Here is a 16,114-nt window from a genome sequence, read left to right as displayed (position 1 = left end):
GCTCGCCGGACCGGGAGCGTCACCGGGTTCGGTGACGCTCTTCATGCAGAACGGTCCGGTTAAAGGCCATAGCTCATCAGGCGGTCGTAACGGCGGGCCAGCAGCGCGTCGTTATCGAATTTCTGGAGCATGCTCAGTTGGCTGCTCAATTCTTCGCGGATCAATGCAGCGGCAGCGGCCGGGTCACGGTGCGCGCCGCCCAGTGGCTCGTTGATGACCTTGTCAACGATGCCCAAGCCCTTCAAACGCTCGGCAGTGATGCCCATCGCTTCGGCGGCGTCCGGCGCCTTCTCGGCGGTTTTCCACAGAATGGAAGCGCAGCCTTCCGGCGAGATCACTGCGTAGGTCGAATACTGCAGCATGTTCAGTTGATCGCACACGCCAATGGCCAATGCGCCGCCCGAACCGCCTTCGCCAATCACGGTGGCAATGATCGGGGTTTTCAATCGCGCCATTACGCGCAGGTTCCAGGCGATGGCTTCGCTCTGGTTACGCTCCTCGGCGTCGATGCCAGGATAAGCGCCCGGCGTGTCGATGAAGGTCAGAATCGGCATCTTGAAGCGCTCGGCCATTTCCATCAGGCGGCAGGCCTTGCGATAGCCTTCAGGACGCGGCATACCGAAGTTGCGGCGAACCTTTTCGCGTACTTCTCGCCCCTTCTGATGACCGATCACCATCACCGGCTGGTCGTTAAGACGGGCAATACCGCCGACGATAGCGGCGTCGTCGGAGAAGTGGCGATCGCCATGCAGCTCGTCGAACTCGGTAAAAATGTGTTGAATGTAGTCCAGGGTGTACGGACGACGCGGATGGCGCGCCATGCGCGCGATCTGCCAACTGGTCAGGTTGCCGAAAATGCTTTCGGTGAGCGTATTGCTCTTCTCTTGCAGTCGAGAGATTTCGTCGCCGATGTTCAGCGAGTTGTCATTGCCCACCAGACGCAGCTCTTCAATCTTGGCTTGCAGGTCAGCAATCGGCTGTTCGAAATCCAGAAAATTCGGGTTCATAGGCATCCGTCTTGGGTCGACGGCCAAGAGGCCGGCCGGTTGATCCGATAAGCGCCCTACCTTAATGGAGCAGGCGCCTTTCGGTCGAGTTTAAAGTGTCGAGTCATCAATATTGAGCTGATCGGTGTCAGCGATACTGCAGGAAGACGTTCTCTCGTCCGAACTGGTCACGCAGCGCCTGAATCAGGCTGTCTGCGGGATCGATCCGCCACGCTTCGCCGAACTGCAGCAGTGCCTTGGCTTCCTGCCCGGTGTAGTCGAGGGTGATCGGGCATGCGCCGCGGTGCTTCTTGCACAGCTCGCCCAGCCAGCGCAGCCGGTCGCCCTTGAGCGCTTCGGCACGCACGTTCAGGCGCAGACTCTCCGCCAACCCGGTGCGCGCTTCTTCCAGGCTCATCACCCGTTTGGCGCGTAACCGCAGGCCGCCGGAGAAATCATCGGTACTGACCTCCCCTTCCACCACCACCATCGCGTCGGTTTGCAGCAGCGACTGGGCGGCCTGGAACGAATCGGCAAAGAGCGACGCTTCGATACGCCCTGAACGGTCGTCCAGGGTGATGAAGCCCATCTTGTCGCCCTTTTTGTTTTTCATCACCCGCAGCGCGATGATCAGACCGGCAATGGTCTGGGTTTCCCGCGAGGGCTTCAGATCAACAATACGTTGGCGCGCGAAGCGGCGGATCTCACCTTCGTATTCGTCGATCGGGTGGCCGGTCAGGTACAGGCCCAGGGTTTCTTTCTCGCCACGCAGCCGTTCCTTGAGCGTGACCTCTTTGGCGCTGCGATGGTTCGCGTAAACGTCGGCGTCGGCTTCGACGAACAGGCCGCCGAAGAGATCGGCATGGCCGCTGTCGTGACTGCGCGCGGTCTGCTCGGCGGCCTGAATGGCTTCTTCCAGCGCGGCCAGCAGCACGCCGCGATTGCGATCAATGTTGGCTTGGTACTGTTTCGGTTCGTCATAGAAGAACGGGCCGAGACGGTCCAGGGCACCACTGCGAATCAGGCCATCGAGGGTGCGCTTGTTCACGCGCTTGAGGTCGATGCGGGCGCAGAAATCGAACAGATCGGCAAACGGGCCTTCCTGACGCGCTTCGGTGATCGCTTCCACCGGGCCTTCGCCGACGCCCTTGATCGCACCGAGGCCATAGACGATACGGCCGTCGTCGTTCACGGTGAACTTGAATTCGGAGTTGTTCACGTCCGGCGCATCTAGGCGCAGTTTCATGATCCGGACTTCTTCGATCAAGGTCACGACCTTGTCGGTGTTGTGCATGTCCGCTGAAAGCACCGCCGCCATGAATGGCGCCGGGTAGTGACGCTTGAGCCAGGCAGTCTGGTACGACACCAGCCCGTAGGCCGCCGAGTGCGACTTGTTGAAACCGTAACCGGCGAATTTCTCTACCAGGTCGAAAATGTTACCGGCCAGGTCCGGGTCGATATTGTTGGTCTTGCAGCCCTCAATGAAACCGCCGCGCTGCTTGGCCATTTCCTCGGGCTTCTTTTTACCCATTGCACGACGCAACATGTCCGCGCCGCCGAGGGTGTAGCCGGCCATGACCTGCGCAATCTGCATCACCTGTTCCTGGTACAGGATGATGCCGTAGGTCGGCGCAAGCACCGGCTTGAGGCCTTCGTACTGGTAATCGACGTGGGGGTACGACAGCTCCGCACGACCGTGCTTGCGGTTGATGAAGTCGTCAACCATGCCCGATTGCAAAGGACCGGGGCGGAACAGCGCCACCAGTGCGATCAAGTCTTCCAGGCAGTCAGGCTTGAGCTTTTTGATCAGCTCTTTCATGCCGCGGGATTCAAGCTGGAAGACGGCCGTGGTTTCGGCGCGCTGCAGCAGCTCGTAAGTCGGCATGTCGTCCAGCGGGATGAACGCGATGTCGAGGGGTTCTTCGTCGACCTTGGCGCGGTCGCGGTTGATCGTCTTCAGTGCCCAGTCGATGATGGTCAGGGTGCGCAGACCGAGGAAGTCGAACTTCACCAGACCGGCTGCCTCGACGTCATCCTTGTCGAACTGGGTGACCAGGCCGCCGCCCTCTTCATCGCAGTAAATCGCCGAGAAGTCAGTCAGTTTGGTCGGCGCGATGACCACGCCGCCGGCGTGCTTGCCGACGTTACGCACAACGCCTTCGAGCTTGCGCGCCATTTCCCAGATTTCCGCCGCTTCCTCATCCACCTTGAGGAAGTCGCGCAGGATCTCTTCCTGCTCGTAGGCTTTTTCAAGGGTCATGCCGACTTCGAAGGGGATCATCTTCGACAGACGATCGGCCAATCCGTAGGACTTGCCCTGCACCCGCGCCACGTCACGGACCACCGCCTTCGCGGCCATGGAACCGAAGGTGATGATCTGGCTGACCGCGTTGCGACCGTATTTTTCGGCCACGTACTCAATGACCCGATCGCGACCGTCCATGCAGAAGTCGACGTCGAAGTCGGGCATGGAAACCCGCTCGGGGTTAAGGAAACGTTCGAACAGCAGGTCGTATTCCAGCGGGTCGAGGTCGGTGATCTTCTGCACATAGGCCACCAGCGAGCCGGCACCCGACCCCCGGCCCGGACCCACCGGCACGCCGTTGCTCTTGGCCCACTGGATAAAGTCCATAACGATCAGGAAGTAACCGGGGAACCCCATCTGGATGATGATATCCAGCTCGAAATTCAGGCGGTCAACGTAAACCTGTCGCTTGGCCTCGTAGTCCGGCGTGGTCTCTTTCGGCCAGAGCACTGCAAGGCGCTCTTCCAGCCCCTCGAAGGACACCTTGCGGAAATACTCGTCGATGGTCATGCCATCGGGGATCGGGAAGTTGGGCAGAAAGTGCGTGCCCAGCTTGACGTCGATATTGCAACGCTTGGCGATCTCGACGGTGTTGGCGAGGGCGTCCGGCATATCGCTGAACAGCTCAGCCATCTCCTCCGCGCTCTTCAGGTACTGCTGGTCGCTGTAGTTGTGCGAGCGGCGCGGGTCGTCCAGCGCCCGGCCTTCGCCGATGCACACACGGGTCTCGTGGGCTTCGAAATCTTCCTGCTTGATGAAACGCACGTCGTTGCTGGCGACCAGCGGCACGCCGTGGCGCTCGGCCAGGGCGACGGCGGCGTGCAGGTGCTCTTCATCATTGATGCGGTTGGTGCGCTGGACTTCGATGTAGAAGCGGTCCTGGAAAACCGTCAGCCACTCTTTCAGCAACTCATCGGCTTCCGCCGGGTTGCCGCCGAGCAGGGCCATGCCGATCTCGCCTTCCTTGGCCGCTGACAGGGCAATCAGCCCTTCGCTGGCCTCGGCCACCCACTCGCGCTCGATCACTACCAGACCATTGCGCTGACCATGCATGAAGCCTCGGGAAATCAGCTCTGTGAGGTTGAGGTAGCCTTTGGGGTTCATCACCAGCAGGCTCAAACGGCTGAGCGGTGCATCGCGGTCGCGTCCGGCCAGCCAGACGTCGGCGCCGCAAATCGGCTTGATGCCCGCGCCCATGGCCGCTTTGTAGAACTTCACCAGCGAGCACATGTTGTGCTGGTCGGTCACCGCCACGGCCGGCATGTTCATGGCCGTGAGCGCCTTGACCAACGGTTTTACACGGACCAGACCATCAACGAGGGAGTATTCGGTGTGCAGGCGTAGATGAACGAAAGAAGCCGGCATGGGTGATCCTATGGTGCACAAAAAACGAAGGCCGGATTGTACCGGCCATTCAGAAAAACATCAGCCCGCGATCAACTGAGTGGCAGCGACATAAAACCGGTGGAGACCATCATGTCCCGCGCCGCCCAGGCTTGACGGACCGGACCGAACGAGCGCCGGTGAATCGGCGTTGGACCCAAACGCGCCAGGGCCTCAAGGTGCACGGCGGTGGGATAACCTTTATGGCCGCCGATGCCGTAGCCCGGATAAAGCAGCTCCATGCGCGCCATTTCCCGGTCGCGACTGACCTTGGCCAGAATCGAGGCGGCGGCAATGGCCGGCACGTGAGCATCGCCCTGAATGACCGGCGCGCTGGGCACCGACAGCTGCGGGCAGCGATTGCCGTCGATCAGCGCCAGCTTCGGCGTGATGATCAAGCCTTCTACCGCGCGCTTCATCGCCAGCATGGTGGCGTGAAGAATATTCAGCTCATCGATCTCTTCGACTTCAGCCCGCGCGATGTGCCAGCACAGCGCTTTCTCGCAGATCTCGTCGAACAGTCTTTCGCGCTTGGCTTCGGTGAGCTTCTTCGAATCGTTCAGGCCCAGAATCGGACGCTTGGGATCAAGAATGACGGCCGCAGTGACAACGGCGCCACACAGTGGGCCGCGGCCGACTTCGTCGACACCGGCGACCAGATGCTCGACAAGATTGAAGTCCAGACCCATTTGCATTGATTGCCTGCTCATTGTGAAGGCGTTGCGCCAATCAGGTTCAACACCGCTTCGGCGGCCTGATTGGACGCATCGCGACGCAAGGTTCGGTGAATCGCGTCGAAGCCAGCCGTCTGTGCGTCGCCGTTATCCAGCAACGGCAACAGCGTCTGCGCCAGGGCTTCGGCGGTCGCCGCGTCCTGCAGAAGCTCCGGGACCAGCAACCGCTGGGCCAGCAAGTTCGGCAGCGACACGTACGGGCTTTTCACCATCCGCTTGAGTATCCAGTAAGTCAGTGGCGCCATACGATAGGCAACCACCATCGGTCGTTTGTACAGCAACGCTTCCAGGGTCGCTGTGCCGGAAGCGATCAGCACGGCATTGCACGCGGCCAGAGCCACGTGGGACTGGCCGTCGAGCAGGGTGAGCGGAAGATCGCGGTCTTGCAGAAGTTGCTCAATCTGTTCACGGCGCTGAGGGCTGGCGCAGGGCAGCACGAAACGGATGTCGGGGCGCGCGGCCAGCAGGCGCTCGGCTGCGTCAAAAAACAGCGCACCGAGGCGTCCGACTTCGCCACCGCGACTGCCCGGCATCAACGCAACCACCGGACCTTCGCCCAGGCCAAGTTCCGCACGCGCGGCCCGTTGATCCGCCTGCAGCGGAATGGCGTCGGCCAGCGGATGCCCGACAAAGCGCACCGGCACGCCCTTCTCTTCGTAAAAACGAGCTTCGAACGGCAGGAGGGTCAGCATCAGGTTGCAGCCTTCGCGGATTTTCAGGACACGCTTCTGCCGCCACGCCCACACCGAGGGGCTGACGTAATGTACGGTCTTGATGCCGGCCTGACGAAGCTTGAGCTCGATATTGAGGGTGAAATCCGGCGCGTCGATACCGATGAACACATCCGGCTTTGCGTCGATGAGGGTCTGAATCAGCAACTTGCGCCGGGCGAGCAGCTCTTTGAGGCGACCCAGCACTTCCACGAGGCCCATGACCGACAGGCGCTCCATCGGAAAATACGACGTCATGCCCTGGGCTTCCATGAGCGGCCCGCCGACACCGATGAATTCGGCGTCCGGATGCCGCGCCTTGATCGCACGCATCAAGCCGGAGCCGAGGATGTCGCCGGAGGCCTCTCCGGCCACCAGCGCAATACGCAAGCGAGCCATGGTCAGCGGGTGATGCCGCGAGTCGAAGACTGGATGGACGTGAGGAACAGCTCGACTTCGGGGAACTGCGCAGCGGGTTCGCTCAGCTCGACGATCGCCTGTTCCACGGTCAGGCCCTGACGGTAGACGGTCTTGTAGGCGCGGCGCAGCGCATGAATCGCTTCCTCGGAGAACCCCCGACGACGCATGCCTTCGAAGTTCATGCTGCGGGCTTCGGCCGGGTTGCCAAACACGGTGACAAACGCCGGAACGTCCTTGCCGATGGCAGTGCCCATGCCGGAAAAGCTGTGCGCGCCGATGTGGCAGTACTGATGCACCAGGGTAAACCCGGACAGAATCGCCCAGTCATCCACGTGCACATGGCCGGCCAACGCCGTGTTATTGACCAGAATGCAGTGATTGCCTATGACGCTGTCATGGCCGATGTGCGCGTAGGCCATGATCAGGTTGTGGTCACCCAGGGTGGTTTCCGCACGGTCCTGAATGGTGCCACGGTGGATCGTCACGCCTTCGCGGATGACGTTGTGGTCACCGATTACCAGACGCGTCGCTTCACCTTTGTATTTCAGATCAGGCGTGTCCTCACCTACCGAAGAAAACTGGTAGATGTGGTTGTGTTTACCGATCTTGGTCGGGCCGCGCAGGATCACATGCGGACCGATCACTGTACCCTCGCCGATTTCCACACCAGGTCCGACGATCGACCACGGGCCGACCTCCACATTGTCGGCCAGCACGGCCGTCGGATCGATGATTGCGCGAGAGTCAATCAAACTCATAGTTTGCGTTCCGCACAGATGATTTCAGCCGAGCACACCGGCTTGCCATCAACCGATGCCTGGCACTCGAACTTCCAGATCTGCCGCTTGCAGCTCAGGAACTTCGCTTCGAGGATCAGCTGATCACCCGGCAGCACGGGCTGGCGGAAGCGCAGCTTGTCGGAGCCAACGAAGTAATACAGGGTGCCATCGGCAGGCTTCACATCGAGCATCTTGAAACCCAGGATGCCGGCAGCTTGAGCCATGGCCTCAATGATCAGCACGCCCGGCATGATCGGGTGCTGCGGAAAGTGACCGTTGAAGAAAGGCTCGTTGATGCTGACGTTCTTGTAGGCACGAATGCTCTTGGTCTCGACATCCAGCTCCACCACACGGTCCACAAGCAGGAACGGGTAACGGTGCGGCAGATATTCGCGGATTTCGTTGATGTCCATCATTTCGAAAGGAAGCCTGTAGTAAAGAGTGGGAGGGCGCGACTAACGCGCGTCACTCCTCTAGCAAATCAAGGAGGCAGTTTATCGGCTGTGCACGCTTGATAAGAAAAGTATCAGCTATCAGATGAAGGCTTACCGCCTGAGGTCACCGCCTCGACAATCTTTTCCAGATGCTGCAGACGTCGCGCCATGTCGTCGAGATGACGCATGCGTGCCGCGCTCTTGCGCCACTCCGCGGCCGGCTGCATGGCTGTCCCGGAAGAATACCAGCCCGGCTCTGTGATCGACCGCGTCACCATGGTCATGCCGGTGACGACAACCCCATCACAAAGCTCGATATGGCCCACCAGCCCGACACCGCCGGCCAACTGGCAGTGTTTGCCGATTTTGGCGCTGCCCGAAATGCCAACACACGCGGCCATGGCCGTGTGGTCGCCGATCTGGACGTTGTGGGCGATCTGAATCTGGTTATCCAGCTTCACGCCGTTGCCAATGCGTGTATCGTCCATGGCGCCGCGGTCGATGGCAGTGTTCACGCCAATTTCGACATCGTCACCAACGGTCACACCGCCAATCTGCGCGACCTTCTGCCAGACGCCTTTCTCGTTGGCGAAACCAAAACCTTCGCCGCCCAACACCGCACCGGACTGAATGACCACGCGCTGCCCGATACGCACGTCGTGATACAGCGTGACGCGCGGTGCAAGCCAGCCACCCTCGCCAATCACGCTGCGGGCACCGATGAAGCAATGGGCACCAATGGTCACACCGGCCGCAATCCGCGCTCCGCTCTCGATGACCGCATAAGCGCCGACGCTGGCCGCCGGGTCGACGAACGCGTCTGCGGCCACTACGGCAGTCGGGTGTACGCCGACGGCAGCTTTGGGCTTGGGATCGAACAGATGGGAAATACGGGCGTAGGCCAGATACGGATCAGGCACCAGCAACGCGTCGGCGGCATACCCTTCTGCATCCGCCGGCTTGAGCAGCACGGCAGCGGCGTGGGTGGTCGCGAGGAATTTTCGGTACTTGGGATTGTCCAGAAAGCTGACCTGATCGGGACCGGCTTCCTGCAAGGTTGCCAGTCCCGTGATTTGCTTGTCCGCCGGGCCACGCAGAGTGGCGCCGAGGAACTCGGCCAAGTGGCCGAGTGTGGTCGTCATAGTCATGAAACTTACTTCAGCTGATTCATGCGCTCGATGACCTGGCGAGTGACGTCGTATTGCGGCTTGACGTCAATCACGGCACCGCGCTCGAACACCAGGTCAAAGCCGCCTTTCTTGATCACTTCTTCCACAGCCTGGTCCAGCTTGGGCTTGAGTTGCTTGAGCATGTCGCGGTCAGCAACAGCCTTGGCTTCGTTCAGCTCTTTGGACTGGAACTGGAAATCACGGGCTTTTTGCTTGAAGTCCAGCTCCAGACGCTCGCGCTCAGGCTGGGCCATTTTGTCGCCACCGGCGACCAGACGATCCTGAATGCCTTTGGCGCTGCTTTCCAGAGCCTTGAGTTTGGTCAGCTGGGGACCGAATTTTTTCTCTGCATCCACGGCGTACCGTTTGGCTGCGTCGGATTCGAGCAGGGCCATCTGGTAGTTCAGTACTGCGATTTTCATGTCAGCAAATGCCGGGCCTGCGATCAGAACCGTTGCCAGCAATGCCAATTGGGTCAACTTACGCACGATGTAACTCCTACAGAATCCGTTTTCGTTAGCAGTGATCAGACCCTTAGAAGGTCTGACCGAGAGAGAATTGGAAGACCTGGGTTTCGGTGCTGTCGTCCGGTTTCTTGACCGGCATCGCCAGGGCAAAACTCAACGGACCCAGTGCAGTCACCCACGTCACGCCGACACCGACGGAGCTTGCAAGACCGGAGAGGTCGGGGCCGTTGCATTCGACTTTTTGGTTGTCGAGTGTGGTCTTCTGCGAGCCGCAGTTGGTATTGAACGTATTACCCACATCCCAAAAAATCGAGGTGCGCAGCGAGCGCTGGTCCTTGATGAAGGGCAGCGGGAACAGGATCTCGGCGCCACCGGTGATCAGCACGTTGCCGCCGAATGGCAGTGGATCCTGATCCGGGTCGATAGTAGTGCCACGCTTGCCATTACTAGGTGTACTGCGCGGACCGAGCGTACTGTCCTTGAAGCCACGTACGGAGTTGAAGCCACCGGCGTAATAGTTCTCGTAGAACGGCAGGCCTGACGTCGAACCATAACCGTCCCCATAACCCAGCTCCGAGTGCAGACGCAGGGTGTAGTTGTTGGTGATCGGGTGGAACAACTGACCGCGGTAATCAAGTTTATAGAATGCCAGGTCGCTGCCCGGAATGGTGGTTTCCAGGGTCAGGCTCTGCGAGCTCCCGCGGGTTGGCAAGGTGCCTTTGTTGAGTGTCGACTCGGACCAGCCCACCGACGCCTTGAAGTTGGTGAAGCTGTCGCCTTCCTTCTCGATGAAGTCGAAGATCTCATCGACGGTGTACTTACCGGTGCTCAGCTCATCCTTCTGTACCGACAGGCCGAAGTTCAAACGAGAAGTCTCGCTGATCGGGTAGCCCATGTTGATGCCGGCACCCAGGCTGTCAACCGAATAGCTCGCTACGTCGACGTCAAGGTCGTCGTAGTCGGTCTTGCGGTAGAAAGCGCTGTAGCCAAGGCTCACACCGTCCGGCGTGAAGTACGGATCGACGTAGCTGAAGTTGTAACGGGTCTGGTATTCGCTTTTGGTCAGGCCGATGCTGACCTTGTTACCCGTACCCAGGAAGTTGTTCTGGCTGATGGAGCCACCGAGGATCAGACCCGCGCTCTGCGCAAAGCCGACACTGGCGGTGATCGAACCGGACGCCTGCTCTTCAACGGCGTAGTTCACGTCTACCTGATCGTCGGTTCCAGGCACCGCCGGGGTTTCAACGTTCACTTCCTTGAAGAAGCCCAGACGGTCAAGACGGGTCTTGGACTGGTCGATCAGGTAAGTGGAGGCCCAGCCGCCTTCCATCTGACGCATTTCTCGACGCAGCACTTCGTCCGCTGTCTTGGTGTTGCCACGGAAGTTGATGCGGTTGACGTAAGCACGCTTGCCCGGATCGACGACGAAAGTGATATCGACCGTGTGGTCTTCATCGTTCGGGGTCGGCACACCGTTGACGTTGGCGAAGGTATAACCCTCGTTACCCAGACGGCGGGTGATCAGCTCGGAGGTGGTGGTCATCACCTTACGGGAGAACACCTGGCCCGGCTTGACCAGCAGCAGCGATTTGACCTGATCTTCAGGGACCTTGAGGTCACCGCTCAGCTTGACCGACTTGACGCTGTACTTCTCGCCTTCATGAATGTTGACGGTGATGTACACGCTCTTCTTGTCGGGCGTGATGGATACCTGAGTCGAGGCGATATCCATGTTGATATAGCCGCGGTCGAGGTAATACGAACGCAGACGCTCCAGGTCACCGGAGAGCTTCTCACGGGCGTACTTGTCGTCGTTCTTGAAGAACGAAAGCCAGTTGGTGGTCTTCAGTTCGAACAGATCCACCAGATCGTCTTCAGGGAAGACCGAGTTGCCCACCACGTTGATGTGCTGGATGGCGGCAACTGCGCCCTCGTTGATGTTGATCTTCAGACCCACACGGTTACGCGGCTGCGGCACGACTTCGGTGGCGACTTCTGCAGAGTAGCGGCCCTGTGCAACGTACTGACGTTGCAGCTCGTTGCGCACGCCTTCCAGCGTTGCACGCTGGAAAATCTCGCCTTCGGCCAGACCCGACTGCTTCAGACCCTTCATCAGGTCCTCAGTGGTGATCGCTTTGTTGCCTTCGATCTCGATACTCGAAACCGACGGACGCTCGACAACTGTGATGACCAGGACGTTGCCGTCGCGGCCCAGCTGGATGTCCTGGAAAAATCCGGTTTTGAACAGCGCGCGAGTTGCGTCGACAAGACGCCCATCATCGGCCTGTTCACCCACGTTCAACGGCAGCGCGCCAAACACGCTGCCGGCGGAAACCCGCTGCAGACCGTTGACACGGATATCGGAGATAGTGAAGGACTCGGCGTGAACTTCGGCGATCATCAGTACGGCAAGAACCGCAGTTAGCAGCAGACGTTTCATGAAGTCCTTTCTTATTCCAACTGGCAATAAACAAACTGCCGCAAAATGCGGCAGATTCACAATTCGGCGTAGCTTTTACAGTCGTCCCAGATCGTTGACCAGTGCGAGCAACATCACTCCAACCACCAGACTGATACCGATCTGAACCCCCCAGCCCTGCACCTTCTCTGACAGTGGTCGACCACGCGCCCACTCGATCAGATAAAACAGCAAGTGCCCCCCATCCAGCACGGGTATGGGCAGCAAATTGAGAACACCCAGGCTTATGCTCAGATAAGCGAGGAAATTCAGGAAGTCACCTACGCCTGACTGGGCCGAAGCGCCCGCCACTTTAGCAATGGTTATCGGTCCGCTCAAGTTTTTTACCGAGAGCTCGCCGAACAACATTTTCTTCAGCGAATCGAGCGTGAGCACGCTCATGGTCCAGGTACGCCGCGCGCCTTCTGCCACGGCGGCTACAGGGCCATAGCTCACCTCCCGCAACATCTCCGGCGGCCAATCCACACCTTTCACGCCCGCACCCAGATACCCGGTCGCCGCAGCGCCTTCGCCCCGTGTAACCAGATCGACAGGCACATTCAGCTGAGCGCCGTCACGCTCGACGCGCACGGAAATCCGCGTGTCGGGATGGACACGAACCCAGTCCACGACCTTCTGCCATTCGTCGACAGGCTCGTCATTAAGGGCCAGCAGACGGTCACCGGTTTTAAGACCTGCGGTTTGTGCAGGGCCTTTCGGATCGAGCTCTGCCAGAACCGGCGGCAGGGCTGGACGCCATGGACGAATACCCAGCGAACGAATAGGGTCCGGCTCGGCTGCGCCCTTGAGCCAGTCGTTGAGCACCAGCGAACGTGGGGTTTCCACGTCAGAACCCTGCTCGCGAACCTTCAACGCGATGCTGCCGCTCTCACCCAGGCGACGCACCAGTTGCAGGTTCACGCCGGCCCACCCGGTGACGGCTTCGCCATCCACCGAGACAATTTCCTGACCGGAACTCAGCCCGGCCTTTTCCGCAATACTGCCTGGCTCGACGCCGCCCACCACAGGCCGCACCTGCTGGCTGCCCAGCATGGCGAGTACCCAGAAAAATACAATCGCCAGCAGAAAGTTGGCGACCGGGCCGGCAATCACGATAGCGATACGCTGGTAGACCGACTTGCGGTTAAAAGACTGATCAGCCAGCTCGGGGGGGACGTCGCCCTCCCGTTCGTCGAGCATTTTCACGTAGCCGCCGAGCGGAATCGCCGCCACGACGTATTCGGTGCCCTTTCGATCACTCCAGCGCAACAACGGCATGCCAAAGCCCACCGAAAAACGCAGGACTTTGACGCCACAGCGGCGGGCCACCCAGAAGTGGCCGAACTCGTGAAACGTCACCAGCACGCCCAGCGCAACCAGGGTGCCGACAATCATGTATAGCGCGCTCATCGCTGCTCTCCGGGTACCGATCTAGCGGTGCGTTGAAGCCCACATTGCCTGCGAATCATAAGAAACATTACTGCCTGAACCGACTGCCTAGCGACCATTGCGCCCTAGCCATTGCTCAGCCAGCGCACGCGCTCGCGCATCGATCTCGAAAACCGTCTCCAGCTCGGACACGGCGACGACGGGCTCGAGGTTCAGAACCTCGTCGATCATACTCGCGATTTCCGGGTAGCGAATGCGCTTGTCCAGAAACGCCGCGACCGCGACTTCATTGGCAGCATTCAGTACCGCAGGTGCACTGTCGCCCGCCTCAGCAGCTTGCCGTGCCAGACGCAGGCATGGGAAGCGCACTTCGTCCGGTGCCTCGAAGTCCAGCCGCGCGATGCTGAACAGATCCAGCGGCGAGACACCTGAGTCGATACGCTCGGGCCAGGCCAGCGCGTGGGCAATCGGCGTACGCATGTCGGGATTACCCAGCTGCGCGAGCACCGAACCGTCGACGTAATCGACCATCGAATGGATCACGCTCTGAGGGTGAATCACCACCTCGATCCGCGCGGGCGTCGTGTCGAACAGCCAACAGGCTTCGATCAGCTCAAGGCCCTTGTTCATCATGCTGGCGGAATCGACGGAAATCTTGCGGCCCATGGACCAGTTGGGATGGGCGCAGGCCTGATCCGGGGAAACGTGCTCCAGCTCGGCGAGCGGTGTCTGCCGGAACGGGCCACCGGATGCGGTCAGCAGAATGCGCCTGACGCCAACCTTCTCGAGACCGCTTTCGTAATCACGCGGCAAGCACTGGAAGATCGCGTTGTGTTCGCTGTCGAGCGGCAGCAGCACCGTCCCACTGCGACGAACAGCCTGCATGAACAAGGCGCCGGACATGACCAGCGCTTCCTTGTTGGCCAGCAGGACCTTCTTGCCCGCCTCGACAGCGGCCAGGGTCGGACGCAAACCGGCGGCACCGACGATCGCGGCCAGCACGGTATCCACCAGAGGGTGTGCAGACACTTCACAGAGCCCGCCCTCCCCCACCAGCACGCGGGTATCGAGACCCGCGGCGCGCAGATCGTCCTGCAACTGCCGCGCGGCGGCTGTCGTCGGAACCACGGCGAATTGCGGGGTATGGCGAACGCACAACGCCAGCAGCTCGGCCAGACGCGTGTAGCCCGTCAGGGCAAACACCTGGTACCGCGACGGGTGCCGTGCAATGACGTCCAGCGTACTTAACCCGACCGAGCCCGTCGCGCCAAGCACGGTAATGAGCTGAGGCGTACTCACATCACGCCCCAGTCCTGGGCAGCCCAGAGCAGCAATGCGAACACCGGAATGGCAGCGGTCAGGCTGTCGATGCGATCCAGCACACCACCGTGGCCTGGCAGCAGGTTGCTGCTGTCCTTGAGCCCGGATTTGCGCTTGAACATGCTCTCAGTGAGGTCACCGACGACCGAGATCAGCACGACGATCGCCGCACACACCAGCGCGAAGATGATTTCGCCCAGCGACCAGCTGCGATAGACACCCACCGCCGCAGTGATCAGCAGGCACGCCGCCAGACCACCATAAAGGCCTTCCCAGCTTTTACCCGGGCTGACCTTCGGTGCCAGCTTGCGCTTGCCGAATGCCTTGCCGGAGAAATAGGCGCCAATGTCGGCACCCCACACCAGAATCATCACCGACAGGATCAGCCAGTTGCCCAGTGGCATTTGCTTGATCAGCACCAGACCCTGCCACGCCGGCAGCAGTATCAGCAAACCGATCAGCAGCTTGCAGATGGCACTGGACCAGTGCTCGCTGGACTCGGGATAGGTCAGCACCAGCCAGGTTGCCACCAGCCACCAGATCAGCGCCGCCACCAGCAACCACGGCGCGAGGTCGGGCAACAGGTACAACAGAAACAGCAGCGCAGCGACCACCACGGCGTACAGAACGCGGGAAGATTGCGCCTCGAAGCCGGAGAGACGCGCCCACTCCCATGCGCCGAGCACGACGACTGCACCAATGAACAATGCAAAGCTGCCGCCTTCGAGCAGGAAGAAACCGCACAGGGCCAGCGGCGCAAGGATCAGCGCAGTGATGATTCGTTGTTTAAGCATTAAGCGCGGGCTCCAGCTTCTACCTGCTCGCTGGTTTTCCCGAAGCGGCGTTGGCGAGAAGCGAAATCGGCCAGCGCAGTGCGCATGGCATCGTGTTTGAAGTCCGGCCAGAACAGGTCGGAGAAATACAGCTCGGCATAGGCCAGCTGCCAGAGCAGGAAGTTGCTGATGCGGTGCTCGCCGCCCGTGCGGATGCAGAGGTCGGGCAACGGCAGATCGCCAGTGGCCAGGCACGTCTGCAGAAGCTCCGGGGTGATGTCGTCCGGCCGCAAGTGGCCTGCCTGAACTTCACGGGCCAGCCGCTGGGCTGCCTGAGCGATATCCCACTGACCGCCGTAGTTGGCGGCAATCTGCAAAACAAAGCGGCTGTTTTCAGCCGTGCGCTGCTCGGCTTCGCGGATGGCGGCCTGAAGCTCGGGGTGAAACCGGGAACGGTCGCCGATGATGCGCAGGCTGATGCCGTTCTCGTTCAGGCGCTTGGTTTCGCGACGCAGCGCCGTGAAAAACAACTCCATCAGCGCGCCGACCTCTTCCGCCGGGCGCTGCCAGTTCTCGCTGGAGAACGCGAACAAGGTCAGCACTTCGACCTTGGCCTCTGCACAGACTTCAATCACGGCACGAACAGCATCGACCCCGGCCTTGTGGCCCGCTACACCGGGTAGCAGGCGCTTTTTGGCCCAGCGGTTGTTCCCATCCATGATGATCGCGACATGACGCGGCACCGATGCCGGCGCAGCCAGCTTTGTCTTATCCATGAAAGCTTCCC

At 60.4% G+C, this 16,114-nt stretch carries 13 protein-coding genes; all 13 read right to left on the bottom strand.

Going from position 1 to position 16,114, the window contains the following annotated elements:
- Positions 1-59 precede the first annotated feature (59 nt).
- Entirely contained in the window at positions 60-1,007 is a 948-nt protein-coding gene (locus SLW75_RS11120) for an acetyl-CoA carboxylase carboxyltransferase subunit alpha (protein WP_065989826.1), read from the bottom strand.
- A 127-nt stretch (positions 1,008-1,134) separates the two neighbouring features.
- Positions 1,135-4,656: a DNA polymerase III subunit alpha gene (gene dnaE, locus SLW75_RS11115; RefSeq protein ID WP_410934476.1), complete on the bottom strand. Its 3,522-nt coding sequence runs from the start codon at positions 4,654-4,656 to the stop codon at positions 1,135-1,137.
- 71 nt (positions 4,657-4,727) lie between these two features.
- Positions 4,728-5,369 carry a ribonuclease HII gene (gene rnhB, locus SLW75_RS11110; protein WP_065989828.1) on the bottom strand — a complete coding sequence of 214 codons (642 nt, stop codon included), beginning with the start codon at positions 5,367-5,369 and terminating at the stop codon, positions 4,728-4,730.
- An 11-nt stretch (positions 5,370-5,380) separates the two neighbouring features.
- On the bottom strand, positions 5,381-6,517 hold the full coding sequence (gene lpxB, locus SLW75_RS11105; protein ID WP_065989830.1) for a lipid-A-disaccharide synthase: 1,137 nt from the start codon (positions 6,515-6,517) through the stop codon (positions 5,381-5,383).
- Between the two features lie 2 nt (positions 6,518-6,519).
- The gene (gene lpxA / locus SLW75_RS11100) at positions 6,520-7,296 is read right to left on the bottom strand and encodes an acyl-ACP--UDP-N-acetylglucosamine O-acyltransferase (RefSeq protein WP_065989832.1); all 777 of its coding nucleotides are present in this window, start codon (positions 7,294-7,296) and stop codon (positions 6,520-6,522) included.
- Positions 7,293-7,733, bottom strand: a complete 441-nt coding sequence (gene fabZ / locus SLW75_RS11095; RefSeq protein ID WP_037014232.1) for a 3-hydroxyacyl-ACP dehydratase FabZ — start codon at positions 7,731-7,733, stop codon at positions 7,293-7,295. The genes lpxA and fabZ overlap by 4 nt, the downstream gene beginning before the upstream one ends.
- Before the next feature lie 110 nt (positions 7,734-7,843).
- Positions 7,844-8,899, bottom strand: coding sequence for a UDP-3-O-(3-hydroxymyristoyl)glucosamine N-acyltransferase (lpxD, locus tag SLW75_RS11090; protein WP_192132168.1), 1,056 nt, complete (start codon positions 8,897-8,899; stop codon positions 7,844-7,846).
- 5 nt (positions 8,900-8,904) lie between these two features.
- Entirely contained in the window at positions 8,905-9,408 is a 504-nt protein-coding gene (locus SLW75_RS11085; RefSeq protein WP_037014235.1) for an OmpH family outer membrane protein, read from the bottom strand.
- A gap of 46 nt (positions 9,409-9,454) precedes the next feature.
- Positions 9,455-11,827: an outer membrane protein assembly factor BamA gene (gene bamA, locus SLW75_RS11080; protein ID WP_065989835.1), complete on the bottom strand. Its 2,373-nt coding sequence runs from the start codon at positions 11,825-11,827 to the stop codon at positions 9,455-9,457.
- 75 nt (positions 11,828-11,902) lie between these two features.
- On the bottom strand, positions 11,903-13,255 hold the full coding sequence (gene rseP / locus SLW75_RS11075) for an RIP metalloprotease RseP (protein ID WP_296309217.1): 1,353 nt from the start codon (positions 13,253-13,255) through the stop codon (positions 11,903-11,905).
- 87 nt (positions 13,256-13,342) lie between these two features.
- Positions 13,343-14,533, bottom strand: coding sequence for a 1-deoxy-D-xylulose-5-phosphate reductoisomerase (ispC, locus tag SLW75_RS11070; protein ID WP_192132175.1), 1,191 nt, complete (start codon positions 14,531-14,533; stop codon positions 13,343-13,345).
- The gene (locus tag SLW75_RS11065; protein ID WP_410934475.1) at positions 14,530-15,348 is read right to left on the bottom strand and encodes a phosphatidate cytidylyltransferase; all 819 of its coding nucleotides are present in this window, start codon (positions 15,346-15,348) and stop codon (positions 14,530-14,532) included. Before SLW75_RS11065 ends, ispC begins: the two co-directional genes overlap by 4 nt.
- Positions 15,348-16,103 carry a polyprenyl diphosphate synthase gene (uppS, locus tag SLW75_RS11060; protein WP_065989844.1) on the bottom strand — a complete coding sequence of 252 codons (756 nt, stop codon included), beginning with the start codon at positions 16,101-16,103 and terminating at the stop codon, positions 15,348-15,350. Before uppS ends, SLW75_RS11065 begins: the two co-directional genes overlap by 1 nt.
- Between the last annotated feature and the right edge of the window lie 11 nt (positions 16,104-16,114).

Origin of the sequence: Pseudomonas sp. W5-01, from assembly GCF_046540435.1 — a bacterium.
GTDB classification, from domain to species: Bacteria; Pseudomonadota; Gammaproteobacteria; order Pseudomonadales; family Pseudomonadaceae; genus Aquipseudomonas; species Aquipseudomonas graminis_B.
Note: the sequence above shows the minus strand (reverse complement) of the source record. Positions and strands in the feature narration are given on the sequence as shown.